18 protein-coding genes are annotated in these 13,833 nt (G+C 62.2%); 16 read left to right on the top strand and 2 right to left on the bottom strand.

The window, feature by feature from the left end; genetic code table 11:
* Positions 1 to 13: 13 nt before the first annotated feature.
* The 13 genes from R3F00_RS00980 (at position 14) to R3F00_RS01040 (ending at position 7,498) form a co-directional block, all read left to right on the top strand.
* Positions 14 to 361, top strand: a complete 348-nt coding sequence (locus R3F00_RS00980) for a DUF2200 domain-containing protein (protein WP_371279828.1) — start codon at positions 14 to 16, stop codon at positions 359 to 361.
* A 101-nt stretch (positions 362 to 462) separates the two neighbouring features.
* Positions 463 to 744: a DUF427 domain-containing protein gene (locus R3F00_RS00985; protein ID WP_371279829.1), complete on the top strand. Its 282-nt coding sequence runs from the start codon at positions 463 to 465 to the stop codon at positions 742 to 744.
* A gap of 365 nt (positions 745 to 1,109) precedes the next feature.
* Positions 1,110 to 1,427 carry an HPF/RaiA family ribosome-associated protein gene (locus R3F00_RS00990; RefSeq protein ID WP_371279830.1) on the top strand — a complete coding sequence of 106 codons (318 nt, stop codon included), beginning with the start codon at positions 1,110 to 1,112 and terminating at the stop codon, positions 1,425 to 1,427.
* Between the two features lie 56 nt (positions 1,428 to 1,483).
* On the top strand, positions 1,484 to 1,927 hold the full coding sequence (locus R3F00_RS00995) for a thiol-disulfide oxidoreductase DCC family protein (protein ID WP_371279831.1): 444 nt from the start codon (positions 1,484 to 1,486) through the stop codon (positions 1,925 to 1,927).
* Complete coding sequence (locus R3F00_RS01000; protein WP_371279832.1) at positions 1,920 to 2,306, top strand: DoxX-like family protein; 387 nt, start codon at positions 1,920 to 1,922, stop codon at positions 2,304 to 2,306. The genes R3F00_RS00995 and R3F00_RS01000 overlap by 8 nt, the downstream gene beginning before the upstream one ends.
* A 156-nt stretch (positions 2,307 to 2,462) precedes the next feature.
* A complete protein-coding gene (locus R3F00_RS01005) occupies positions 2,463 to 2,870 on the top strand; it encodes a hypothetical protein (RefSeq protein WP_371279833.1) in 408 nt (135 codons plus the stop codon).
* Positions 2,871 to 3,023: 153 nt separating this feature from the next.
* The gene (locus R3F00_RS01010) at positions 3,024 to 3,869 is read left to right on the top strand and encodes a hypothetical protein (protein WP_371279835.1); all 846 of its coding nucleotides are present in this window, start codon (positions 3,024 to 3,026) and stop codon (positions 3,867 to 3,869) included.
* A 157-nt stretch (positions 3,870 to 4,026) separates the two neighbouring features.
* Positions 4,027 to 4,860, top strand: a complete 834-nt coding sequence (locus R3F00_RS01015; protein WP_371279836.1) for a hypothetical protein — start codon at positions 4,027 to 4,029, stop codon at positions 4,858 to 4,860.
* A gap of 14 nt (positions 4,861 to 4,874) precedes the next feature.
* Positions 4,875 to 5,282 carry a VOC family protein gene (locus R3F00_RS01020; protein ID WP_371279837.1) on the top strand — a complete coding sequence of 136 codons (408 nt, stop codon included), beginning with the start codon at positions 4,875 to 4,877 and terminating at the stop codon, positions 5,280 to 5,282.
* 79 nt (positions 5,283 to 5,361) lie between these two features.
* Positions 5,362 to 5,904, top strand: coding sequence for a hypothetical protein (locus tag R3F00_RS01025; RefSeq protein ID WP_371279838.1), 543 nt, complete (start codon positions 5,362 to 5,364; stop codon positions 5,902 to 5,904).
* A gap of 54 nt (positions 5,905 to 5,958) precedes the next feature.
* Positions 5,959 to 6,450, top strand: a complete 492-nt coding sequence (locus R3F00_RS01030) for a GFA family protein (RefSeq protein WP_371279839.1) — start codon at positions 5,959 to 5,961, stop codon at positions 6,448 to 6,450.
* Between the two features lie 125 nt (positions 6,451 to 6,575).
* Positions 6,576 to 6,929, top strand: a complete 354-nt coding sequence (locus tag R3F00_RS01035) for a YbjQ family protein (protein ID WP_371280023.1) — start codon at positions 6,576 to 6,578, stop codon at positions 6,927 to 6,929.
* Entirely contained in the window at positions 6,926 to 7,498 is a 573-nt protein-coding gene (locus tag R3F00_RS01040; RefSeq protein ID WP_371279840.1) for a DUF5655 domain-containing protein, read from the top strand. Before R3F00_RS01035 ends, R3F00_RS01040 begins: the two co-directional genes overlap by 4 nt.
* A 348-nt stretch (positions 7,499 to 7,846) precedes the next feature.
* Here the strand turns inward: R3F00_RS01040 and ltaE are convergent, their stop codons facing one another.
* The gene (gene ltaE / locus R3F00_RS01045; RefSeq protein WP_371279841.1) at positions 7,847 to 8,860 is read right to left on the bottom strand and encodes a low-specificity L-threonine aldolase; all 1,014 of its coding nucleotides are present in this window, start codon (positions 8,858 to 8,860) and stop codon (positions 7,847 to 7,849) included.
* A gap of 162 nt (positions 8,861 to 9,022) precedes the next feature.
* Between ltaE and R3F00_RS01050 the strand changes: the two genes are divergently transcribed.
* From R3F00_RS01050 to R3F00_RS01060, 3 genes are all read left to right on the top strand, one after another.
* Positions 9,023 to 10,891 (top strand): SLC13 family permease, encoded by a 1,869-nt coding sequence (locus R3F00_RS01050; RefSeq protein ID WP_371279842.1) that lies wholly within the window; start codon positions 9,023 to 9,025, stop codon positions 10,889 to 10,891.
* 78 nt (positions 10,892 to 10,969) lie between these two features.
* A complete protein-coding gene (xth, locus tag R3F00_RS01055) occupies positions 10,970 to 11,746 on the top strand; it encodes an exodeoxyribonuclease III (RefSeq protein WP_371279843.1) in 777 nt (258 codons plus the stop codon).
* Positions 11,733 to 12,392 (top strand): YecA family protein, encoded by a 660-nt coding sequence (locus R3F00_RS01060; protein ID WP_371279844.1) that lies wholly within the window; start codon positions 11,733 to 11,735, stop codon positions 12,390 to 12,392. Before xth ends, R3F00_RS01060 begins: the two co-directional genes overlap by 14 nt.
* Before the next feature lie 211 nt (positions 12,393 to 12,603).
* Here the strand turns inward: R3F00_RS01060 and R3F00_RS01065 are convergent, their stop codons facing one another.
* The gene (locus R3F00_RS01065; RefSeq protein WP_371279845.1) at positions 12,604 to 13,629 is read right to left on the bottom strand and encodes a diguanylate cyclase domain-containing protein; all 1,026 of its coding nucleotides are present in this window, start codon (positions 13,627 to 13,629) and stop codon (positions 12,604 to 12,606) included.
* Positions 13,630 to 13,833 lie beyond the last annotated feature (204 nt).

The raw sequence follows: 13,833 nt of genomic DNA on the forward strand, positions 1-13,833 counted from the left end.
TGGAGGAAACACCATGCCAGGGCATCCGATCTTTGCCACCGCATTCTCGAAGGTGTATCCGATGTATGTGCAAAAGGCGGAGCGCAAGGGTCGAACCAGGGAAGAGGTGGACACGATCATCTGCTGGCTGACCGGATACTCCAAGGCGGAGCTGCGCGAGCAGATTGGGCAAGGCTGCGATCTTGCAACGTTTTTCGCCCGAGCGCCCGCGATGAATCCGAATGTCGCGCTCATCAAGGGCGTCGTCTGCGGTGTTCGTGTTGAAGACGTGGAGGATCCGCTGATGCGAAATATCCGCTACCTCGACAAGCTCATCGACGAGCTCGCAAAGGGAAAAGCCATCGAGAAGATTTTGCGCTAGGCGTAGGCGCCTGCAATCCGGCGTCTCGAGACGACCCGGGAGGCGCTCCCGGCTTGAGAGTGCGAGAATCGTTGAACCCTGGCTAACCGGACGATTCACGCATGAAGGCAATCTGGAACGGTTCGATCGTTGCGCAGTCCGACGACACCGTGGTCGTCGAAGGCAATCACTACTTTCCTGAAGCGTCGTTGCACTCGCAGTACTTCAAGACCAGCGAGCACACCTCGCGGTGCCCCTGGAAGGGGACGGCCAGCTACTACTCACTCGAAGTCGATGGCAAGCGCAACGAGAATGCGGCATGGACCTACAAGGAACCTCTGCCGGCGGCTGAGGAGATTCGTGGTCGGGTAGCGTTCTGGAAGGGCGTTGAAGTCCGCGAGTGAAGTTGCCCGGCATTCGCCCTGCGGCGCAGGGCTGCCCGACACGCCGTCCTGCTGTGGCGTCTCGGCTCTGGCAGGACGCGTCCATTCGATCGTGGGTGAAGTCCTCATCTTCGCGAAGCTGCACTTGGGCGGGATCGTGCCGATATCGTCAGCGCCACCGTTGCAGCCGGTAAACATGCGTATCCTGTGAGCCACCTGGCATCTCGCCAGTGTGCCCGGGCTTGAAGCTGCAGGCATCCTGGTTTTTCTGGCGGGTAATATTCAACGGCAGCTACTGGCCTCGCCTCCGTGGCGATGAAGGCTGTCGTTGCTGCGCTGAATTCGCGTTAGGCTAGTCGCAATGACAATGGACTGGAGAATCGATCATGAAGATCCAGGTCAATACGGACAGCAATGTTTCCGGGAATGACGGACGGGCGCATGAGGTCGAAGCGACTCTTGAGCGCATTCTTGCGCGATTCGAAGATCAGATCACGCGAGTAGAAGTGCACTTGAGCGACGAAAACAGCGCGTCCAAGTCGGGACCGCCCGACAAGCGCTGTTTGCTGGAGGTCAGGCTCGCCGGGCGCCAACCGGTATCCGCGAGTGAACTGGCACAATCGGTTGATCAGGCAGTGACGGGTGCGGCACACAAGATGGTCCGGGCGCTGGAGCGCGGGTTAGGCAAGCTCGGCGGTCACTGATCCCGAATCGGGCCGGGTGCCGACGCACGCGACCTGCTTCTTGCAGAAGAACTTTCATGCGCAACTCACAAGCGGAAGCAGCTGAAGTCGACCAGCCCGACCGGATCGTGCTGTTCGACGGCGTGTGCAGGCTGTGTTCGGCCTGGGCGAAATTCCTGATCCGGTTCGATCGACGACATCGCTTCAAGTTGGCAACCGTGCAATCACCCGAGGGTCAGGCGATCCTGGCGCGGCATGGCTTCCCGCAGGATCACTTCGACACGATGCTGCTGGTCGAAGGGCCTGCAATCCATACGAAGTCGGCTGCATTCCTGCGCGTCATGCGCCGCCTGCCGTTTCCGTGGCCACTCGCGTGCATTGCCTGGATCATCCCGTGGTTTGTGCGTGACTGGATGTACGACCGCGTCGCGTTGAACCGGTATGCGTTGTTCGGTCGCCTCGACAGCTGCCTCGTTCCGCACGAGGATCATGAAAACCGGTTCTTCAAGGCCCATGATTGACAGGATTTCGGCTTACGGGATCAGCCGTGTTGTGATCGCTCTTGTCTGGGTCTATCACGGCCTGGTGCCGAAGTTGCTGGGTCCGCACGCGGATGAACTCGCCATCTGGGCCGCGCTTGGTTTCTCCCGCGAGCTCGCCGTGCCGCTGTCGATGAGTGCGGGCGTCATCGAGATTCTTTTTGGCCTGATCGTCCTGGTCTTGTGGCGCCGGGCCTGGCCGTTGATGGTTACCGCGGCGGCCATGCTGGGCCTTCTTGCTGTTGCAGCATTTGCCGTCCCCAAGCTGCTTGCGGGGGCGTTCAATCCGGTCACGACCAACCTGTGCGTCCTGGCGCTGTGTGCTGTCGCGCTGAAATTGCGGCAAGCTGAATTCGCCTGACTTTCTGGTAGAGGAGCGGCTTGGCTATCTCGTTGCCGTCCTGCCATTTCGAAGCATGCCTGCAGAGGCCGGGCGTTGGGGAAGCGTGCTCCTTCGGCGCATTGATCTTGAGCCGGTCACGAAAGAAGATGGGGCAGGTTTGATGGAGTGCACGAAATGATCGACGCGTTCAGTCAGTTGTCCTCCGTCAGTGCGGTCCTTGGCGGGTTCGCCCTGGCCTTTCTCGGCGTAGTGGTCTCGGTTTCCGAACGATCGCTGTCACGCGAAATCACGGCAGCCCTGAGCCTGGTCTGTTCGGGTGCCCTGGTCCTTTGTGCGCTCGGCTGGTCCCTGTCCGCGGTCTGGCTGGCCAGTCCGATGGCGGAATCGAATCCGGACATGCTGATGGACATTCACGCCACGCTCTCGCCGCTGTTCCTGGTCGGGACCTGCCTGTTTTTCTGGACCCTCGGCGCCAGCGGCTGGATCTACTCGCGCCGGCTCGGCATGGTTTCCACCTTGATCGGCGTGCTCGCGACCATTGGCGGTTATCTGGTCGTGACACCGTTTCTGATTTCGCCCTGACCTGCCAGGGAAACTCTCGCCGCCCAGTGGCGCTGTCTGGCGCTCCTCGTTCAATGCGCGGAAAATGCCGGACTCCCATTCACGCCCGAGACGCCCTACGTTTCGGGCGTGTTGCGTATGACAGGGCTCAAAGGCCAGTGCGAGGCGCGGCGGATGATTGATCTCATTTTCGGGCAGAACAGTGTGCTGATCGCCGGCTCTGCCCTGGCGGCGATGGTCGGGGCCATCGAGATCGGCTTCCGCATCGGGCGACGCAGTGACGAGCGGGTCAGCAAGTCGGCTCACGCCCATATCGGCGCGATCCAGGCCTCGCTGCTCGGTATGCTGGCACTGCTGCTGGGTTTCACCCTGTCCTTGTCGCTGCAGCGCTATGACACGCGCAGCGAGGCCGTTGTGGATGAAGCCAATGCGATAGGGACGGCGTGGCTGCGCGCGCAACTGCTGCCGGGTTCGGTCCGCGGTCAGGTCCTTGAAGGCATGCGGCGGCATGTTGACTTGCGTGTGGATGCCGGTGAAATCGACCTGGCTCATCCCGCCGAGCGCAGCCGGTTGTTGGGTCAGACCAACGAGAATCTGAATCGGCTGTGGGGCCTGGCCCTGACTGCAGCCGAGGAGAATCCTTCGCCGGTCACCACCGGACTGTACATTCAGGCCCTGAACGAGATGATCGATTCCCATGGACAGCGAGGTGCCGCACTCAATCGCCATGTTCCACAGACGGTGCTGTTGCTGCTGTTCGGCACCTTCCTGCTGACCGGAAGCGTGGTCGGATACGCCTCTGGCGTGGCCGGCCATCGACCCTCGGCAACCACCCATGTGCTGGCCGTGCTGATCGTCGTTCTCGCCTTCGTCATCCTGGACCTGGACCGCCCGCGACGCGGCCTGATCCGAGTTGATCAGAGCAGCCTGCTCGACCTTCAGTCGGCGATTCATGCTGCCGGCAAACGGGCCGATCCTGCCTCGCTGGCGTTGCCGGCCCAGTCGCCGCCGCGACACTAGCGAGGCGCCATCGCGCTGCAGCGATTCGTTGCCGGCCAGGGCATGGCGCCCGATCTGGAATTGGTGAAGACTAGCGTGTTGCAGCACGCAACCCGACGCGCCGGCCTGCGCGACTTGGGCGCGGATTTCCGGGTATCGGTTCAACAGGGTGGAATGAATGCTTGATCTGATCTTTCAACAAAACAGCCTGCTCATTTCCGCCGGCATCTTCGCCGGTATGGTGCTGGCTGTCGAATTCGGCTACCGACTGGGCCGACCGGTGCAGGGGCGGGAAAGCGACACCACGCGCACTCACATCAATGCGATCCAGGGTTCGCTGCTCGGTTTTCTCGCCCTGATCCTCGGCTTCACCCTCTCGCTTTCACTGCAGCGCTACGACATGCGTAGCCAGGCCGTGGTCGACGAAGCGAACGCCATCGGGACGACCTGGCTGCGCGCGCAACTGCTTCCGGATTCGGTTCGAACCCAGGTCCAGGATCGACTTCGCCAGCATGTGGATCTGCGTGTGCGTGCGGGCAGTATCGACCTGGCCCACGAATCCGATCGCGATGTCCTGCTCGGCAACACCAATCAGAATCTGGATGCGGTCTGGGCGCTCGCCCTGCAGGCGGCCGTGGAGAAACCGGAGATGGTCGCGACAGGGCTGTTCATCCAGGCTCTCAACGACATGATCGATTCCTACGGTCGTCGCGACGCGGCGCTGGCTCGCCACGTGCCCAATGAAATCCTGTTCCTGCTGTTTGCCACGTTCGTGCTGACTGGTGGTGTGGTCGGCTATGCCGCCGGTGTGGCCGGCCATCGGCCGTCCGTAACCACGTATGTTCTACTGGTCCTGATCGTCGTGCTTTCTTTCGTGATCATGGATCTGGATCGTCCGCGACGCGGCATCATCCGGATTGACCAGAGCAGTCTTGTCAATCTTGGAGCGGCCCTTGATGCCGGCCCCGGTGCCACGGATACTCATTCGCGTGCCGTGACGGGGCATCCCTGATTCGAGTCGGAGACATGATTCACATCCGCGAAATCGATCACCTGGTCCTGCGCGTTGTCGATCTCGATGCGATGCTGCATTTCTACTGCGACGTGCTTGGCTGTTCGCTCGAGCGGCGCAAGGACGGGCTCGGCCTGATCCAGTTGCGCGCCGGCAGCAGCCTGATCGACCTGGTACCGGTCGATGGGGAACTCGGCAGGGCTGGCGGTGGCGAGCCGAAGGCCGGCTCGCACAATCTCGATCACTTCTGCCTGCGTGTCGAACCGTTTGACGAAGCGGCCATTCGCTCGCACCTCGCCACCTTCGGCCTCAACGCCGGGCCGCTTGAAATGCGCTACGGCGCCGAGGGCAACGGACCTTCCCTGTATCTCGAGGATCCGGAAGGCAACGTGGTCGAATTGAAGGGACCGCCGAGCCGCTGAAGGGTGCCTGGGGTGACCTATGGGCCTTTTCCGGCGAGTCGTGAACAGGCCTGATGGTGCGGACGTGGAGGACGAGTCCATGAAGCACTTTCTGATCGGTCTGGGTCTGGGTCTGGCATGCAGCCTTGCGCTGGCGAGCAAGCCCGACGACAGTGACGCCTTGCAGAAGTCCGTCGAACAATTGCGTGAATCGATCGGCCTCTGGGATGTGGTCACCGAGAATCTCGCCGAGGACGGCTCGGTCGCCAACACGATGAAGGGCACCTACCGTTTTTCCTGGGTCGTTCCCGACCGCGTGGTTTCCGGTCGCATGGACATTCCGGAAAAGAACCAGGCCGCAGGAATTCTCTTCTACGTGAACGAACGGAAAGCCCTGATCGAGATGGTTTCGGTCGGCGCCGACGGCAATCTCTGGATCATGTCGGGGCCACTCGGTGGCGAGGTCCGCACGACTCCGGAATTCGAGACTCGGGATGGCGGCACGGGTCAATTGCGTTTCACTCGGTTCAATGTCGGTGAGGATCGCTTCGAGTCGCGCATGGAGTACAGCAAGGACGGCGGCAAGACCTGGACGCCGGGCAACCACCAGATTTTCCGGCGCGCGCAGGCGGCTGGTTCTTGAACCCGGGTCGGTGATGCGGTTTGATGCCTGCTCCAGCTTCGCGGAGCAGCGGCGATGACCTCGATGTCAGACTACCCGATCACTGGCGGCTGTGACTGCCAGGTCCTGCGCTACCGGATTCTGTCCGCACCGATATTCGTGCACTGCTGCCATTGCCGCTGGTGCCAGCGCGAGACAGGCACGGCATTCGCGTTGAATGCGCTGATCGAAGCGGATCGTGTTGAACTTCTGCAAGGCGAACCGGACATGGTCGATACGCCTTCGGCCAGCGGCAAGGGCCAGCGTATCGCGCGCTGTCCGCAGTGCCGCGTGGCGATCTGGAGCCACTATGCAGGGGGCGGGCCTTCAGTCTGCTTTGTTCGCGTCGGTACGCTGGATGAGCCCGACCGGCTGCCACCGGACATCCATATCCACACGGAGAGCAAGCAGCCCTGGGTGGTGTTGTCAGCGGACAAGCCGGTTTGCCCGGAATTCTACGACGCCAGGGAACAATGGCCGGCGGAAAGCCTCGAGCGCTGGAAGGCGCTGCGCGCGCGCCAATCCTGATTGCCGCAAGCCATCGAAGATTCAATCCTGACGACAACCCTGGAGAAGCGTACTTGCAGACCCTCAACCTGACCGATGAAGGCAATCCTCCGAATGCCCCAAGAGCTTCCAGCCTGAGCAACGCCATGATCACCACGGCCTTCGAACTGCCCGGCTATCGCATCGTGCGCAGCCTCGGCGTGGTCAGGGGGCTGACTGTTCGTTCGCGCTCGATCGTGGGCAACATGATTGGTGGCCTGCATGCAATCTTTGGCGGCAACATCACGGTTTACACGACCCTATGCGAACAAACGCGGTCGGAGACTTTCCAGCTGATGATCCGACAGGCGCGCAAGCTCGGCGCGAATGCGATCGTCGGCATGCGCTACGACGCAACCGAACTGATGGCCGGCATGGCCGAAGTACTGTGCTACGGGACAGCAGTCGTCGTCGAGGCGCAACAGGTTCCTGTGCAAGACCAAACCGGGAGATCGTCATGACAGATCTGGAAAAGGCTTATGCCACGCAGCTGGCCAATATCGAAAAGCGCAGTGGCAGGAAGCTTTCCGAGCTCGTCAAGTTGCTCAAGGCCAGCGGCTTGTCAAAGTTCGGCGAAAGGCGCGACTACCTCAAGCGTGAACTCGGCATGGGTCACGGCGACGCCAACGCGGTCGTGACCTATGCAGCCGCCGCGGAATCGCCGGCCAGGTCCGTTGCGTCGACGGATCCCGACAGGATCCTCGATGAAATCTACACCGGCAAGAAGGCCGAGTTTCGCCCGATCCATGAGTTGCTGATCAAGAAGATCTCGAAATTCGGCGACTATGAAACGGCACCAAAGAAGGGCTATGTCAGCCTGCGGCGCAAGAAGCAGTTTGCGATGATCGGGCCCGCGACGCAGACGCGGCTTGAAGTGGGACTCAACATGAAGGGCGTCGCGGCAACCGAAAGACTGCTGGCCGAGCCGCCTGGGAAGATGTGCAACTACAAGATCAGGCTGACCAGCATCAAGGATGTCGATGCGGAGCTGATCGGCTGGATCCGCACCGCGTTTGACAGTGCGGGCTGAGGCAGCGCTTCGCCGAGGTGTGAGACGGTTTCCGAAACTGCGCAACAGAGGGTCCAGCTTCGAGGGACGATGCAAGGATCCTCAGGCTGCTCGCAGAGATCCGTGATGCGCAGCAGCGCTTGAGGCTTCGCTGGCGAAGCGGCTGCAGTGCAATAGCAATCGTTTGGACTCTGGCGCAGTGCCGTGGCCTAGCAGAAACCAGCGGTGAAGGCATACGCCCGGCATCTGCGTCTGGAGCGTCGCGTGCCTGCAGTCAATGGGTTCGTCACGCTTGCGTGGTTTTTCGTGGCCGTGTTGTCGATCGCGCTGCGCTGATCACCCGCCAGACTGCACAACGCGATGCGCTGATCAGCCGAAGAACTTGCCGAACGCCGCGATGGCGCGATCAACCCCGGCGTCGTCGATATCGAGGTGGGTAACCAGGCGCACGCTGGGCAGGTAGCCGATGCTGGCACGCACGCCCGCTGCGAGCAGATGCTCATCGAGCGCCCGCAGCTGGTCCGTGGGTACATCGATGAACACCATGTTGGTGAAGCATCCCTGCACCTGAATCGCGTCGATCGCGCGCAGGCCGACTGCGAGACGTTGCGCGCGTGCGTGGTCTTCGGCCAGGCGCGCAACATGATGGTCGAGCGCGTAAAGTCCGGCTGCGGCAAGAATACCCGACTGACGCATGCCGCCACCGAGCATCTTGCGCCAGCGAAGGGCGGCGTCAATCAGCGATTCCGAACACAGCAGAACCGAGCCCACCGGCGCTCCTAGGCCCTTGGACAGACACACCGAAACGCTGTCGAACGGCTCGGCCAGCTCATGCGCGGGCCGTCCGCTGGCGACGACGGCATTGAAGAATCGCGCTCCGTCCAGGTGCACGGAGAGTCCATGCGATCGCACCCAGGCGGCCGCTTCGACAATATAGTCCTGGGGCAGGACACGACCGTGCCAGGTGTTTTCGAGTGCGAGCAACCGCGTACGGGCAAAGTGTGGATCGTCCGGCTTGAGCGCCTTTTTCAACGCCTCGATCGGCAAGCTGCCGTCAGCGGCATTGAGGATGGGTTGCGGCTGGATGGAGCCAAGCACGGCGGCGCCACCGGCTTCGTACTTGTAGGAATGCGCGTCCATGCCGACCAGCATCTCGTCGCCGCGCTGGCAATGCGAGAGCAGGGCGATGAGATTGGACTGTGTGCCGCTGGGTACAAACAGGCCGCAATCAAAACCGAGCTCGGCGGCGGCGCGCTCTTCCAGTGCGCGGACTGTGGGGTCTTCCCGGTAGACGTCATCGCCGACTTCGGCGGCCGCCATCGCTGCGCGCATGGCCGCGCTGGGCTGGGTCACGGTGTCGCTGCGCAGGTCGATCATTGTCATGGTGATTGCAGACAGAATGGGCAGGTACTGATGGTAGCGCGTCGTGCGCGTTCGAAGACCGGTTCAAGGTATTCTGGGTCCTCGACTGGAAGAAGCCATGAAGACCTCGGAAACCATTCTCGTTGTCGCGTTCATGCGGTGGCTTGAAGGAAGCAATCGGCGATGAATTCCGCGCAGCTGACAATTCTCCTCGTGCTCGGCGCGACAATGGCCGGCTTCCTGTGGAGCCGGCTGCGCCATGATGTCGTCGCGATGGCCGCCTTGCTGCTGTGCGTCGTGCTTGGCACTGTTTCCGGCCGCGATGCGTTTTCCGGGTTCGGCCATCCCGCGGTGATCACGGTAGCCTGCGTTCTTGTGCTCGGACATGGCTTGCAGGCCACCGGCGCGGTGCAGGCTCTGGCCAGACGCCTGCTGCCGACATCGGCCGGTCCGAGCTTGAGCATCCTTTGCCTGATCGGCCTGGCCGCCCTGCTCTCGGGCTTCATGAACAATGTCGGCGCACTGGCCCTGCTGATGCCGATTGCGATCCAGATCGCCGCACAACAGAACCTGCCGGCCGGCAAGGTGCTGATGCCGCTAGCCTTCGGTTCGATTCTCGGCGGCATGACCACCCTGATCGGCACGCCACCGAACCTGATCGTTTCGGACTTTCGCCTGGCCTCCGGCAAGGGTGCATTCACGATGTTCGATTTCGCCCCGGTCGGCGTCAGCGTGGCCGTCGCTGGCCTGCTCTTTGTCGGGCTGATCGGCTGGCGCATGGTGCCGCTGCGCAAGCAGTCGGCATCAGGCAGTTTCGACACCGGCCTGTATTTCAGCGAAGTACGCATTGTCGAAGACAGCAAGCCGGTGAATCGCAGCCTGCGCGAGGTCGAGCAGATGCTCGATGAGTCGGATGCGCAGATCATCGGACTGGTCCGCAGCGGAATGAGGATTTCCGCGCCCAATCCGCGTCGCATCCTCAAGGCCGGCGATATCCTCGTCATCGAGGTCGATCCCGATTCGCTGGCCACAGCCCTGTCGAGTCTCGGCCTGAAACTCGAGGAGGCGGTACCACCCCGGGAAGAGGATGAAGACGACGCGCCGACAGAGGCCGCCGCCATCAGCGCGATCGCCGACGCCTTGCCGGACAAGTCAGATCCGGTTGATGACAAGGGTTCCGACAAGCCACGCTCGAGCGAAGTCGAGATTCGCGAATTCGTGGCCACGCCGAATGCCGAGCTCATCGGTCGCTCGGCAACGGACATCGAGTTGCGCACACGCTTCGGCATCAATCTGCTCGCCATTTCGCGCCAGGGCCGGCGATCGATCAAGCGCCTGCGCTCGACCGCCATCGAAGCGGGTGATGTGCTGCTGATGCAGGGACCGGGCGAGTCGCTGGCCGGTTTCGCTGCCCAATTCGGCTGTCTGCCGCTGGCTCAGCGCGATATCCGCGTGCCGAAGAAGGGCAATGCGCTGAAGGCATCCCTGATCATGGCAGCCGCCATTGTCGCGACCACTCTTGGCGTGTTTCCGGTGGCCATTGCCTTTGCCCTGGCCGCGCTGGCGTTTGTGGTGACCCGAATTGTCCCGCTGCGCTCGGTGTATACCTCGATCGACTGGTCGGTGATCGTCCTGCTCGGGGCCATGTTGCCCGTCGCCGATGCAATGGCGACAACCGGCACCGCGGACCTGATCGCGCGTTTCCTGCTGGATACGGTCAGCCAGGGCCATGTGACGGCCGTTCTGATCATCCTGCTCGTGGTCACCATGTTTCTTTCCGATCTCATGAACAACGTCGCCACTGCGGCAGTCATGTGTCCTATCGCGCTCAGCGCGGCCGACCAGTTTGGTGTGAATGCCGATGCCTTCCTGATGGCGATCGCGATTGGCGCGTCTTGCGCGTTCCTGACCCCCATAGGCCACCAGAACAACACGCTGATTCTCGGGCCGGGCGGATTTCACTTCGGCGACTTCTGGCGGCTCGGCCTGGCCCTTGAGGTCATCGTGGTCGCGGTCAGCGTGCCGATGCTGCTGTGGGCCTGGCCGCTCTAGGCAGGCTCTGAAATTGAACGAAACCCCGAGCCTGGCGTCTCCATGCAGCGAGTACACCCAGTCGGCTAAACTGCAGCCATGAAACTCGCTACCTGGAACGTCAATTCGCTGAACGTGCGCCTGCCGCATGTCGAACAGTGGTGCGCGAGTGCGCAGCCTGATCTGCTCGGCATCCAGGAAACCAAGATGGAAGACGCCAGGTTTCCTCGCGCGGCAATCGAGGCACTGGGCTACGAGGTCGCGTTTTCCGGTCAGAAGACCTACAACGGCGTGGCCATGCTGGCGAAGCAGCCGATCCACGACGTCGTCACCGATGTGCCGGGACTCGACGATCCGCAGCGGCGCATTCTCATTGCTACCGTTGGTGAACTCAGGGTGGCCAATCTGTACGTGGTCAACGGACAGGCTGTAGGAAGCGAAAAATACGCCTACAAGCTCGCCTGGCTGGACAAGGTGACCCGTTTTCTCGAAGGGGAGCTGCGCAATGATCCGCGTCTGGTCGTGATGGGTGACTTCAACATCGCTCCGGATGATCGCGACGTGCATGATCCGGTTGCCTGGCACGAAAAGATCCTGTGTTCGACGCCCGAACGCGATGCCTTGAAGCGCATGCTCGATCTTGGCCTGGCAGACAGCTTCCGGCGATTCGACGAGTCGGCAGGCCAGTTCAGCTGGTGGGATTACCGGCAAGCCGGATTCCGCCGCGACCTCGGCCTTCGCATCGACCTGGTGCTGGCCAGCGCAGCCGTCATGGAGCGGGCCAGCGGCGCCAGCATCGATCGCGAGCCGCGTACCTGGGAGCGTCCTTCCGATCACACACCGGCCCTGCTGGAGCTTGTCGATGTCCGAGTCTGACTGGCCAGCCTCGTTGTCGGATATCGAGCTTGAGGAGCTCGATCAGTACCTGCGCGCGCACGCTGGTGAAGACCACCTGCTGCTCGACGGGGTGCATGGATTTCTGACCTCGCTGACGATCGGGCCGTCGCCGGCCACACCCGATGAATGGCTGCCGGAAGTCCTGCATGAGCCCTTTGTCGACATCGAAGAGGGCGAGCGCATCCTGACCCTGCTGGCGCGTCTCAATGATTCGGTCATGCTCGAGATCGAAACCGGGGCTTACGAACCCATTCTTGGCGAGATCGACTCCGATGAGGGTGGCACGACGTTTACCTCACGCGGCTGGTGCGAGGGCTTCAGCCGCGGCATCGACTTGCGAGCAGCGGCCTGGGAATCGCGGCTCGGCCAGGATTCCGACCTGATGCAGTATCTCGGTCCGATCATCGCGTTGTCGATCGAGGACGACGTGTTCGAGAGCGACGCCGAGTTTGCGCCGATGACCGAGGAGGAATACGACGAATGCCTGGCGCGTATTCCCGAGGCCATCGATGCAGTCGCCGAATACTGGCGGCAAAACCCGGCCAACGACGAAGAGCATGTGCGGCGGAAGGAAGGTGAGCCGCCGAGACCGCCGCGCAGGCGCGGTGGTCGCTGGGTGCACTAGCCCGGACCATTCCTGGTTTACGGGCGTCGAGTGCTTGCCTTTCCTAACCCCTGCGAAGGCAGGGTTCGAGGGCGTCCTCGGGCTTTGCCGCTACGGCGAGGAAACGGGATGGCATGCGAGGACTGGAGCATGGCCTCGTAGCCAGTCGCATTTACCCAAAAGCCTTTCGCGCCGATCCGCCATCGAACGGCATGGGTCCATCAGACTTTATCTATGACGGCGAGCGGTGGCCGTCGCCGCCGCGACCCTTGACCTCATAGAGCAGGCAGTCGGTATCGCTGTACCAGATGGCCCAGTCGGTGGTTTCGGCGCAAAGCTGGGCGCCGATGCTGACGGTCACCTTCAGGCCATCGCAGGTCGGGAAACGCATGCCGCGCACGGCGTTGACGATCTGGGTGGCGCGGGCATTGAGTTCTTCGGCGCCGGTGACCTGGGTCAGCAAGGCGAACTCGTCTCCGCCGAGCCGACACGGCAGATCGCAGGGTGAAGCGGCGGCCTGCACCTCCTCGGCAATCGCCCGCAGAACTTGATCGCCGATCAGATGGCCGCAACGGTCGTTGATCTGCTTGAAACGGTCGATGTCGATCAGCAGCAGGCCGAGCTCGGTGCCCTGCAGCCTGGCTTCGGACAGATGCTCGAGGAACATGTACAAGCCACGGCGGTTGCACAAGCCGGTCAGCTCGTCGGTTTGAACCAGACGCTGCGCCGTGCTGAGCTGGGTCTGGGTCTGGCGCAGCGAATCCAGGGTGACCATGAGGTCTTCATTGCGCCGTTTCAGGCTCGAGATCAGTTGTTGCTCGCTGGCGACCAGATAGGAGAACGAGCGGCGCATGAACTGGGCAAGCAGGCGCGGCTCGCTGTCGAGGAGCTGGTCAAAGGCTTGCTGCTCGATGACGTGCATGACTGTCGCGGTCGTGGCGACGGCATTGGCCACGCGGGTGTGGTCGCCGATGAACAGGGTCAACTCGCCGAAAAATTCACGCGGCCCGATCAGCTTGTCGGGCATGCCATCGCCAAATTCGAGGCGAATCTGCCCGGCTTCGACGACGAACATGCTGCGACCGAGCTCGCCACGACGGAAAATGACTTCGCCGGGACTGACCTCGCGGCGGTCGCTGGCCGTCATGAACAGGGCCAGCTCACGCTCGGAAAGCTCGCGCGGCAACAGCGGCGCACGCTGGCGTGCGGCAAAGCCGCCTATCGGCGTGACATTGTTGCCGGCATTCTTGATCGCCACGTCTCCCCCTGTGCAGACACTTGCGACTGTCGATCTTACCCTATTGATAGCAGCCGGATTCGTGATCGACGATGACTTTCGTCACGTGTGGCCGGGCCCGCCCGATGGCAAGCTGAATTGCCGGTCAGCCCCTCTGACCTGGCGAATGGGTGCCGCGATTCTCTCCCGGTTCCCGCGCAGCGCCGACTTCGGAGCATCGCCCGG

This window comes from Dokdonella sp. (assembly GCF_041395345.1).
Taxonomy (GTDB): domain Bacteria; phylum Pseudomonadota; class Gammaproteobacteria; order Xanthomonadales; family Rhodanobacteraceae; genus Dokdonella.

Excerpts from the sequence above, each read along its gene's own strand:
- R3F00_RS01020 (WP_371279837.1), top strand. The coding sequence starts at position 4,875 with ATGATTCACATCCGCGAAATCGATCACCTGGTCCTGCGCGTTGTCGAT.
- R3F00_RS00995 (WP_371279831.1), top strand. The coding sequence starts at position 1,484 with ATGCGCAACTCACAAGCGGAAGCAGCTGAAGTCGACCAGCCCGACCGG.
- R3F00_RS00980 (WP_371279828.1), top strand. The coding sequence starts at position 14 with ATGCCAGGGCATCCGATCTTTGCCACCGCATTCTCGAAGGTGTATCCG.
- ltaE (WP_371279841.1), bottom strand. The coding sequence starts at position 8,860 with ATGACAATGATCGACCTGCGCAGCGACACCGTGACCCAGCCCAGCGCG.
- R3F00_RS01035 (WP_371280023.1), top strand. The coding sequence starts at position 6,576 with ATGATCACCACGGCCTTCGAACTGCCCGGCTATCGCATCGTGCGCAGC.
- xth (WP_371279843.1), top strand. The coding sequence starts at position 10,970 with ATGAAACTCGCTACCTGGAACGTCAATTCGCTGAACGTGCGCCTGCCG.
- R3F00_RS00985 (WP_371279829.1), top strand. The coding sequence starts at position 463 with ATGAAGGCAATCTGGAACGGTTCGATCGTTGCGCAGTCCGACGACACC.
- R3F00_RS01040 (WP_371279840.1), top strand. The coding sequence starts at position 6,926 with ATGACAGATCTGGAAAAGGCTTATGCCACGCAGCTGGCCAATATCGAA.
- R3F00_RS01060 (WP_371279844.1), top strand. The coding sequence starts at position 11,733 with ATGTCCGAGTCTGACTGGCCAGCCTCGTTGTCGGATATCGAGCTTGAG.
- R3F00_RS00990 (WP_371279830.1), top strand. The coding sequence starts at position 1,110 with ATGAAGATCCAGGTCAATACGGACAGCAATGTTTCCGGGAATGACGGA.
- R3F00_RS01015 (WP_371279836.1), top strand. The coding sequence starts at position 4,027 with ATGCTTGATCTGATCTTTCAACAAAACAGCCTGCTCATTTCCGCCGGC.
- R3F00_RS01005 (WP_371279833.1), top strand. The coding sequence starts at position 2,463 with ATGATCGACGCGTTCAGTCAGTTGTCCTCCGTCAGTGCGGTCCTTGGC.
- R3F00_RS01030 (WP_371279839.1), top strand. The coding sequence starts at position 5,959 with ATGACCTCGATGTCAGACTACCCGATCACTGGCGGCTGTGACTGCCAG.
- R3F00_RS01000 (WP_371279832.1), top strand. The coding sequence starts at position 1,920 with ATGATTGACAGGATTTCGGCTTACGGGATCAGCCGTGTTGTGATCGCT.
- R3F00_RS01050 (WP_371279842.1), top strand. The coding sequence starts at position 9,023 with ATGAATTCCGCGCAGCTGACAATTCTCCTCGTGCTCGGCGCGACAATG.
- R3F00_RS01025 (WP_371279838.1), top strand. The coding sequence starts at position 5,362 with ATGAAGCACTTTCTGATCGGTCTGGGTCTGGGTCTGGCATGCAGCCTT.
- R3F00_RS01010 (WP_371279835.1), top strand. The coding sequence starts at position 3,024 with ATGATTGATCTCATTTTCGGGCAGAACAGTGTGCTGATCGCCGGCTCT.